Origin of the sequence: Pseudomonas bharatica CSV86, from assembly GCF_000319305.2 — a bacterium.
Classification (GTDB): Bacteria; Pseudomonadota; Gammaproteobacteria; order Pseudomonadales; family Pseudomonadaceae; genus Aquipseudomonas; species Aquipseudomonas bharatica.
The window spans coordinates 2,667,424-2,675,000 of record NZ_AMWJ02000002.1 but is presented as its reverse complement, the minus strand read 5'-3'; the positions used below and the strand labels follow the sequence as shown (position 1 = coordinate 2,675,000).

Sequence of the window (7,577 nt, the reverse complement as noted above, 5' to 3'; positions counted from 1 at the left end):
CCGCTGCCCGGCCTCTCGACCTTGATGACCTCAGCACCCAGATCCGCAAGGATCTGACCGGACCATGGCCCGGCCAGTACCCGCGACAGATCCAGGACCCGCAAATGAGAAAGCGCGCCCATGGACTGTCTCCCTATTAATAGAAGGCCTGGATGCCGGTCTGCGCACGACCGAGGATCAGTGCATGCACGTCATGGGTACCCTCGTAGGTATTCACGACCTCAAGGTTGACCAGGTGACGAGCCACGCCGAATTCGTCGGAGATGCCGTTGCCGCCCAGCATGTCCCGGGCCAGACGCGCGATCTCCAGGGCCTTGCCGCAGGAGTTGCGCTTCATGATCGAGGTGATTTCCACCGCCGCGGTGCCTTCGTCCTTCATCCGCCCCAGGCGCAGGCAGCCCTGCAGGCCCAGGGTGATTTCGGTCTGCATGTCGGCCAGCTTCTTCTGGATCAACTGGTTCGCCGCCAGCGGGCGACCGAACTGCTGACGATCCAGGGTGTACTGGCGCGCGGTGTGCCAGCAGGCCTCTGCAGCGCCCAGAGCCCCCCAGGAGATACCGTAGCGCGCCGAGTTCAGGCAGGTGAACGGACCTTTAAGACCACGCACATCCGGGAAGATGTTCTCTTCGGGGACGAAAACGTTATCCATGACGATCTCTCCAGTGATCGAAGCCCGCAGGCCGACCTTGCCATGGATCGCAGGCGCGCTCAGGCCCTGCCAGCCTTTTTCCAGCACGAAACCACGGATATCGCCTGCATCGTCCTTGGCCCAGACTACGAACACATCGGCGATCGGGCTGTTGGTGATCCACATCTTGCTACCCGTCAGGCGGTAGCCGCCATCCACTTTCCTCGCACGAGTAATCATGGAGCCCGGGTCAGAACCGTGGTTTGGCTCGGTCAGACCAAAGCACCCGATCCACTCCCCGCTGGCAAGCTTCGGCAGGTACTTCTGCTTCTGCGCTTCGGTGCCGAACTCATTGATCGGCACCATCACCAGCGAGGACTGCACGCTCATCATCGAGCGGTAACCGGAGTCGATACGCTCCACTTCACGAGCAATCAGGCCATAGCACACGTAGTTCAGGCCGCTGCCGCCGTACTGCTCCGGGATGGTCGCGCCCAGCAGGCCGACTTCGCCCATTTCGCGGAAGATTGCAGGATCGGTCTGCTCATGTCGAAAGGCTTCCAGCACACGTGGCGCCAGCTTGTCCTGGGCGAAGCTGTAGGCGCTGTCACGCACCATACGCTCCTCTTCGCTGAGCTGCTGATCCAGGAGCAGCGGATCGATCCAGTTGAAGCTTGCTTTGCCGGCCATGTGGGAATCCTCGAGGTGGGAAAGGGAATGATGGTTCTCGTGCCTTGATCCTAGGCCCGAACGGGCAGGGCGACAAACGAGGATTCCGCAACCTCTTGTGCTAATTTCTCACTTCGTAATTGAGATGAAGGCTGTTCCGAAGCCAGATTAGTGAGGTTGACGTATATGCGGCGCAAGATTCCCAGCACCACGGCCCTGGTCTGCTTCGAGGCAGCAGCCCGCCACGAGAGCTTTACCAAGGCGGCGCAGGAGCTTTCCCTGACCCAGGGTGCCGTTTGCCGACAGATCGGCGGGCTGGAGGAGTTCCTCAACGTCGAACTGTTCCGCCGCTCGAGACGCGGCGTGAAACTCACCGAAGCCGGCCTGTCCTACAGTCGCCGGGTGGCAACCCAGCTAGACGCGGTGGAGCGCGACACGCTGTCAGTAATGGGCCAGCAGGGCGCCAACGTGATCGAACTGGCGGTCGTGCCGACCTTCGGCACCCAATGGCTGCTGCCGCGGCTCAAGGATTTCCAGCAGCGCCACCCGGACGTCACGGTCAACCTGACCAACCGCACCCGGCCTTTCCTGTTCGCCGACACCAACTTCGATGCCGCCATCTACTTCGGCGACGCCGACTGGTCCGGTACGCAATCCCACAGGCTGATGGGAGAAAACCCGGTTCCGGTGTGCAGCCCGTCGCTATTGGGCAAGCACGAGAAGCTCGATCCGCAGACCATCGCCCAACTGCCCCTGCTGCAGCAGACCACCCGGCCCTACGCTTGGCGCCAATGGTTCAACAGCCTGGAAATGAACGTCGCACGCGACATGACAGGCCCGCGCTATGAATTATTCTCGATGCTGGCCCAGGCAGCGATGCACGAGATGGGCGTGGCGCTGATTCCACCGTTCCTGATCCAGCGTGAACTGGAGGAGCGCAGGCTAGTGATTGCCAACCCGCACGGACTGTCCAGCATCAAGGCTTATCACTTGATGATCCCGGAAAGAAAGGTCGAGTCGGCGTCATTGCGTGCTTTCCGCGATTGGCTAGTAACCGAGGCACAGCGCTATACCGCAGCAGACAAGGCTCAAGCAGACTAATTGACCCGGTAGTCAATTAAATTTAACACCTACAGATATAAGGAAATGTCGCAGAAGCGACAACTGTTGCGCCCTCCATCAAAAACCCTGACAACCCCAATGTTTACGGGGCTTTAAAGCGGAAAAAACGACCTTTTTCTTCCTCTCCGCGAAAATTGTCAGAAAATTTTTAGAAAATCTCCTAATGTCGCTAAACCCCGTGTTTGGCGGGCTAAAGCCGGTTCGTTGCGACAAGTGGTCACAGGGTGACTTGTAGTTTCGATTAAGTTTCCATTCAGAACCCATTGAAGCGATTCAGGATCGCTTGCAAAATGCCGCGCCCCGCCTCGTTCAGGCGGGATCGTGCTGATCGGCCGCCCCAGACGCACCATCCGTAGTGCGCTGGTTCAACAACAAAGATCACGCAGGAGAAATGACGTGCACATTGGTGTTCCTCTCGAAACGCAGACGGGCGAAACACGGGTCGCTGCCACTCCCGAAACCATCAAGAAACTGGTGGGCCAGGGTCATCAGGTCACTGTAGAGCGTGGAGCCGGCGTCAATGCCAGCATTCCTGACAGTGCCTACGAGGCAGTCGGCGCGGTTCTTGGAAGCGCCGCCGATGCGTTTGGCGCGCAGCTTGTCCTTAAGGTTGTAGCGCCCAATGACAGCGAACTGGCCCTGATCAAGAGCGGTAGCGTGCTTGCGGGCATGCTCAACCCGTTCAACAACGATCTGATCGCAAAAATGGCCGAACGCGGGATCACCGCCTTCGCTCTCGAAGCCGCGCCACGCACTTCCCGGGCCCAAAGCCTGGACGTGCTGTCCTCGCAGGCGAACATCGCCGGTTACAAGGCCGTGTTGCTCGCCGCGCACCACTATCCACGCTTCATGCCCATGCTGATGACCGCCGCCGGTACGGTGAAAGCCGCCCGCGTGCTGATCCTCGGAGCGGGTGTGGCCGGCCTGCAGGCCATCGCCACGGCCAAGCGCCTGGGCGCGGTGATCGAGGCGTCGGACGTGCGTCCGGCAGTGAAGGAACAGATCGAATCCCTCGGCGCCAAGTTCATCGATGTGCCGTACGAGACCGACGAGGAACGCGACTGCGCGGTTGGCGTCGGCGGCTATGCCCGCCCGATGCCGGCGAGCTGGATGCAGCGCCAGGCCCAGGCCGTGCATGAGCGCGCCAAGCAGGCCGATATCGTCATTACCACCGCCCTGATCCCGGGCCGCAAGGCACCAACCCTGCTTAGCGCGGAAACCGTGGCGCAAATGAAGCCCGGCTCGGTGGTCATCGACCTGGCAGCAGCCCAGGGCGGCAATTGCCCGCTGACCGTCGCCGATCAGATCGTCATCGAGAACGGCGTGACCATCGTTGGTCCGACCAACCTGCCGGCCCAGGTCGGCGCCGATGCCTCGGCGCTCTACGCGCGCAACCTGCTGGACTTCATGAAGCTGCTGTTCGACAAGGACGGCGCGCTGACGATCAACCTCGAAGACGACATCGTCGCCGCGTGCCTGATGTGCCGCGACGGCCAGGTCATCCGCAAGAACGGTTAAGGAGCAGGGCAATGGAAGACATGCTGATTTCCCACGGTGTCTATAACCTGATCATCTTCGTGCTGGCGATCTATGTCGGCTACCACGTGGTCTGGAACGTCACGCCTGCGCTGCACACCCCGTTGATGGCGGTCACCAACGCCATTTCCGCTATCGTCATCGTCGGCGCCATGCTCGCTGCGGCGCTGACCGTCACCCCGCTCGGCAAGGTCATGGGCACCCTTGCGGTGGCCCTGGCGGCGGTGAACGTGTTCGGTGGATTCCTCGTCACCCGGCGCATGCTGGAGATGTTCAAGAAGAAAGCCGCGAAGGCAGAGGGGCAGAAGTAAAGATGAGCATGAACCTGGTAACACTTCTCTACCTGGTAGCGTCGGTCTGCTTCATCCAGGCCCTCAAGGGCCTGTCGCACCCGACCACCTCCCGGCGCGGCAACCTGTTCGGCATGCTTGGCATGGCCCTGGCGGTCATCACGACCGTTGGCCTGATCTACAAGCTTGGCGCGGAGCTGGCCACTGATGGCATCGCCTACGTGATCGTCGGCCTGCTGATCGGCGGTAGCGCCGGCGCGATCATGGCCAAGCGCGTGGAAATGACCAAGATGCCGGAGCTGGTAGCCTTCATGCACAGCATGATCGGCCTGGCTGCGGTGTTCATTGCCATTGCCGCTGTGGTCGAGCCGCAATCCCTGGGTATCGTCAGCGCCATCAGCGACCCGATCCCCACCGGCAACCGCCTGGAGCTGTTCCTCGGTGCGGCTATCGGTGCGATCACCTTCTCCGGCTCGGTCATCGCCTTCGGCAAGCTCTCCGGCAAGTACAAGTTCCGCCTGTTCCAGGGCGCACCGGTACAGTTCGCCGGGCAGCACAAGCTGAACCTGGTACTGGGCCTGACCACCATCGGCCTCGGCCTGGTGTTCACCTTCACCGGCAACTACACCGCCTTCGCCGTGATGCTGGCCCTGGCCTTCGTCATGGGCGTGCTCATCATCATCCCGATCGGCGGGGCAGACATGCCGGTCGTGGTATCGATGCTGAACAGCTACTCGGGCTGGGCGGCGGCGGGCATCGGCTTCTCGCTGAACAACTCGATGCTGATCATCGCCGGCTCCCTGGTGGGTTCGTCCGGTGCCATCCTCTCGTACATCATGTGCAAGGCGATGAACCGCTCCTTCTTCAACGTCATCCTCGGCGGATTCGGTGGTGATACCGATGCCGGCGCGGCGACCGGATCGAAGGAACAGCGCCCGGTGAAGTCCGGCTCCGCCGACGATGCCACCTTCCTCCTGAGCAACGCCGACACCGTGATCATCGTGCCCGGCTACGGCCTGGCGGTGGCCCGTGCCCAGCACGCACTGAAGGAACTGACCGAGAAGCTGACCCACGCCGGGGTGACGGTGAAGTACGCCATCCACCCGGTGGCCGGTCGCATGCCCGGGCATATGAACGTGCTGCTGGCGGAAGCCGAGGTACCGTATGACCAGGTGTTCGAGATGGAGGACATCAACTCCGAGTTCGGTCAGGCCGACGTGGTCCTGGTGCTGGGCGCCAACGACGTGGTCAACCCGGCGGCGAAGAACGATCCGAAATCGCCGATCGCCGGCATGCCGATCCTGGAGGCCTTCAAGGCCAAGACCATCATCGTCAACAAGCGCTCGATGGCCAGCGGCTATGCCGGCCTGGACAACGAACTGTTCTACCTCGACAAGACCATGATGGTCTTCGGCGATGCCAAGAAGGTCATCGAGGACATGGTCAAGGCCGTCGAATAAGGGCCCTTTCCAAATGTGACAAAAAGCCCCGGTTCGGCAACGACCGGGGCTTTTTTGTCCCCGGTCTGCCGACGGAAGGCTCTATTGCAGGGCTTCACATACGACCTTGGTCGTGGGACGAGTCTTTGCGAAAGCAATAGACTGCGCTCCTGGTTTCAATACCCGAGATAACAATCCATGTACCGTGATCGTATTCGCTTGTCCTCGCTGCACAATAAAGTCATGAGCGCGGCCGATGCCGCCGGCCTGATCCAGGATGGCATGACCGTTGGCATGAGCGGTTTCACCCGCGCCGGTGAAGCCAAGGCCGTTCCCCACGCATTGGCCGAGCGGGCCAAGCAGTCGCCGCTGAAGATCAGCCTGATGACCGGCGCCAGCCTGGGCAACGACCTGGACAAGGAACTGACCGAAGCCGGTGTGCTGGCACGACGCATGCCGTTCCAGGTGGACAGCACCCTGCGCAAGGCGATCAACGACGGCAAGGTGATGTTCATCGACCAGCACCTGTCGGAAACCGTCGAGCAACTGCGTAACCAGCAGCTCAAGCTGCCGGACATCGCTGTCATCGAAGCGGTGGCGATCACCGAACAGGGCCATATCGTGCCGACCACCTCCGTGGGCAACTCGGCGAGCTTCGCGATCTTCGCCAAGCAGGTGATCATCGAGATCAACATGGCGCACAACGCCAATCTCGAAGGCCTGCACGACATCTATATTCCGACCTACCGTCCGACCCGCACACCGATCCCGCTGGTGAAGGTCGATGACCGCATCGGCAGCACGGCGATCCCGATCGACCCGGCGAAGATCGTTGGCATCGTCATTACCGAACAGGCGGATTCGCCGTCTACCGTGCTGCCGCCGGACGAAGAGACCCAGGGCATCGCCAACCACCTGATCAACTTCTTCAAGGAAGAAGTAGCGGCAGGGCGCATGACCAACAGGCTCGGCCCGCTGCAGGCCGGCATCGGCAGCATCGCCAACGCGGTGATGTGCGGCCTGATCGAGTCGCCGTTCGAAGACCTGACCATGTACTCCGAGGTACTTCAGGACTCGACGTTCGACCTGATCGACGCCGGCAAGCTGGGCTTCGCCTCGGGCAGCTCGATCACCCTGTCGAGCCGCCGCAATGCCGATGTGTTCGGCAACCTGGAGCGCTACAAGGACAAGCTGGTGCTGCGCCCGCAGGAGATCTCCAACCACCCTGAAGTGGTGCGCCGCCTGGGCATCATCGGTATCAACACCGCGCTGGAGTTCGACCTGTACGGCAACGTCAACTCCACACACGTCTGCGGTACACGGATGATGAACGGCATCGGCGGCTCGGGCGATTTCGCGCGCAATGCCCACCTGGCCATCTTCGTGACCAAGTCGATCGCCAAGGGCGGCGCGATTTCCAGCGTGGTGCCGATGGTCAGCCACGTCGATCACACCGAGCACGACGTAGACATCCTGGTAACCGAGCAGGGCCTGGCCGACCTGCGCGGACTGGCACCGCGCGAGCGTGCCCGGGCGATCATCGACAATTGCGTGCATCCGGACTACCGCGAAGCGCTCAACGACTACTTCACCCGCGCGTGCGAGCGGGGCGGTCATACCCCACACATCCTGCGCGAAGCGCTGGCCTGGCATGAAAACCTGGAAGAAACCGGGCGCATGCTGGCCGTTTAATCGGTGAACACTGCTCAGCCGACAAGGTGCAATGCCTGTCGGCTGAACAGTTCGACCAACTGACTTGAAAAAACTGTACTACTGTACCGCTCAAAACCCCTCGATTTTCCGCCTTCCACTCGCCAAAAATTGAAAAACGCACCATTTTTGCGCTCACCAGTACAGTTGCGTGCATTTCGAGTGCAACAGTGCCCTTAAACA

The 7,577-nt window shown here is 61.2% G+C and carries 7 protein-coding genes (1 of these 7 running past the window's edge); 5 read left to right on the top strand and 2 right to left on the bottom strand.

The genetic code is table 11. The features are described from left to right. Nucleotides 1–122, bottom strand: partial view of a CaiB/BaiF CoA transferase family protein gene (locus CSV86_RS26195; protein ID WP_009403444.1) — the beginning only. The gene continues 1,099 nt to the left of window position 1, outside the view; the window shows 122 of its 1,221 coding nt (coding positions 1–122); it begins with the start codon at nucleotides 120–122; its stop codon lies off the left edge, out of view. A gap of 14 nt (nucleotides 123–136) precedes the next feature. Continuing rightward, nucleotides 137–1,318 carry an acyl-CoA dehydrogenase gene (locus CSV86_RS26190; protein ID WP_009403443.1) on the bottom strand — a complete coding sequence of 394 codons (1,182 nt, stop codon included), beginning with the start codon at nucleotides 1,316–1,318 and terminating at the stop codon, nucleotides 137–139. Between the two features lie 165 nt (nucleotides 1,319–1,483). On the opposite strand from CSV86_RS26190, the gene CSV86_RS26185 reads away from it, so the two are divergent. From CSV86_RS26185 to scpC, 5 genes are all read left to right on the top strand, one after another. Then, nucleotides 1,484–2,398 (top strand): LysR family transcriptional regulator, encoded by a 915-nt coding sequence (locus CSV86_RS26185; protein ID WP_009403442.1) that lies wholly within the window; start codon nucleotides 1,484–1,486, stop codon nucleotides 2,396–2,398. A 417-nt stretch (nucleotides 2,399–2,815) separates the two neighbouring features. After that, complete coding sequence (locus CSV86_RS26180) at nucleotides 2,816–3,937, top strand: Re/Si-specific NAD(P)(+) transhydrogenase subunit alpha (protein ID WP_009403441.1); 1,122 nt, start codon at nucleotides 2,816–2,818, stop codon at nucleotides 3,935–3,937. Nucleotides 3,938–3,948: 11 nt separating this feature from the next. Continuing rightward, complete coding sequence (locus CSV86_RS26175) at nucleotides 3,949–4,266, top strand: NAD(P) transhydrogenase subunit alpha part 2 (RefSeq protein ID WP_009403440.1); 318 nt, start codon at nucleotides 3,949–3,951, stop codon at nucleotides 4,264–4,266. A 2-nt stretch (nucleotides 4,267–4,268) separates the two neighbouring features. Continuing rightward, entirely contained in the window at nucleotides 4,269–5,705 is a 1,437-nt protein-coding gene (locus tag CSV86_RS26170) for an NAD(P)(+) transhydrogenase (Re/Si-specific) subunit beta (protein WP_009403439.1), read from the top strand. Between the two features lie 177 nt (nucleotides 5,706–5,882). Further along, the gene (gene scpC, locus CSV86_RS26165; protein WP_009403438.1) at nucleotides 5,883–7,376 is read left to right on the top strand and encodes a succinyl-CoA:acetate CoA-transferase ScpC; all 1,494 of its coding nucleotides are present in this window, start codon (nucleotides 5,883–5,885) and stop codon (nucleotides 7,374–7,376) included. The last annotated feature ends 201 nt before the right edge of the window (nucleotides 7,377–7,577 follow it).